Genomic DNA, 1755 nt, shown 5'->3' with positions numbered 1-1755 from the left:
TGATAACTGATAACTGATAACTGATAACTGATAACTGATAACTGATAACTGATAACTGATAACTGATAACTGATAACTGAAATGAATAACCCAAATACTGATTTTGATACTCCTTGGAAAGATGTCTTAGAAATCTACTTTGAAGACTTTGTTTCCTTCTTTTTTCCTCAAGCTCACGCGGGTATTGATTGGAATCAAGGCTTTGAATTTCTCGACAAAGAACTTCAACAAGTGGTGCGGGATGCTGAGTTAGGCAAACGTCTCGTCGATAAGTTGGTGAAAATTTATCGTCTTGCGGGAGAAGAGACCTGGGTTTTAATCCACATAGAAATCCAGGGTCAGCGAGAAATTGACTTTGCTGAACGGATGTTTGTCTATTACTATCGCATTTATGATCGTTACAGGCGTTCAGTAGCGAGTTTGGCAGTTTTAGGTGATGATAATGCTTCTTGGCGACCCAATCAATTTGAACGTGAGTTATTTGATTGTCAAGTGAGTTTTCGCTTTCCGGTCGTCAAGTTGCTAGAATTTAAGCAGCAGTGGTCAGCTTTAGCAGCCAGCCGCAATCCTTTTGCTACAGTCGTGATGGCGCATCTCCAAGCTTTAGAAACTCGGCAAAACCGAAAAAAGCGCAAAGAAGCGAAATTAGCATTAACTAAACGGTTGTACGAACAGGGTTATCAACGAGAGGATATTATCAACCTCTTTAAGTTTATCGATTGGCTGATGAGCTTACCCACTGAATTAGAACAGGAGTTTCAACAGGAATTAAATCAGTACGAGGAGGAAAAAAGAATGCCTTATATTACCAGTGTTGAAAGAATGGGAATGGAAAAGGGGATGATTCAAAAAGCTCGAGAATCTGTCATTGATGCCCTTGAGATTCGCTTTGAGAATGTGCCTTCGGAACTGGTTGATGAGATTAGCCAAGTTAAAGACACTTCTCTTCTAAAAAATCTCCACAGACAAGCGATTACTCTTGACTCAATCTCAGATTTTCAGGACTATTTAAATCAGTTAATCAAACCTGAATAATTCTGGTTTGTCGCCCAAGAAAACGGGTTTCTTCAAGAAACCCGTTTTCTGTGTTTAGTGACGGAGTAGCGGCTTATAATGTGTAATTAATTTTGCTTAGGCACTTATTAATCGCCACAGTTTCTCTCATCTAGTTACCAGCGACTGAATTGGAGATACCAGCTTAGATTTTCCTCCTATTCACACAAGAGGATAACCATTGTTTTTAGACTATGAAAACCCTAGAAATTAAGCTATTAACACAACCTAAGAATATAAACATCGCATTACCTGTAGCAGCCCAGATAATCCCAACATTTATAACCCAGGATATAGAAGTAATAATTGGTTAAGTTTTTTTAAGGTTCCTGTGAAGTTACTAAAAACTTCTTGACATAGCTAGGTAGCTTAGTCTATACTCCCAGAGAAATAGTCAATGATGAACGCCTCGGTATTAAACTTCTTTGTCTTGGAGCTAAGGATATGAATAATCCTCTGTCGGTACCGGAAACGACAACTGCAACCCCCAATCAGTGGACTACTTATACGGTCACTAATAGTGATGATATTTATCTTACCGATAAATTTATCCACAGTAGCGATGGCTTACCCTTAGAACCCAATGAAACCTATACAGCAAGTAGTACCGTTACCTTACCTAGTTATGTAGCGGGAAGTGGCTATTTATTATTTAAGACAGATGCTTCTAGCTACCAAACAGAATCAAACGAAAACGATAAC

General features: G+C 38.7%; 2 protein-coding genes. Both read left to right on the top strand.

Annotated features, from left to right (window positions below; all coding sequences use genetic code 11):
- The first annotated feature begins 81 nt into the window (after positions 1-81).
- The gene (locus PX636_RS20030) at positions 82-1035 is read left to right on the top strand and encodes an RpnC/YadD family protein (RefSeq protein ID WP_288118487.1); all 954 of its coding nucleotides are present in this window, start codon (positions 82-84) and stop codon (positions 1033-1035) included.
- Between the two features lie 462 nt (positions 1036-1497).
- Positions 1498-1755, top strand: a 258-nt coding sequence (locus PX636_RS20025) for a hypothetical protein (protein WP_288118485.1), incomplete at its 3' end; no start/stop codon positions are given.

It is taken from the genome of Microcystis sp. M53598_WE2 (assembly GCF_030067735.1).
In the GTDB taxonomy this organism is placed as follows: Bacteria; Cyanobacteriota; Cyanobacteriia; order Cyanobacteriales; family Microcystaceae; genus Microcystis; species Microcystis aeruginosa.
The sequence above is the reverse complement of the archived record's forward strand: the minus strand, read 5'-3'. Positions and strand labels throughout refer to the sequence as shown.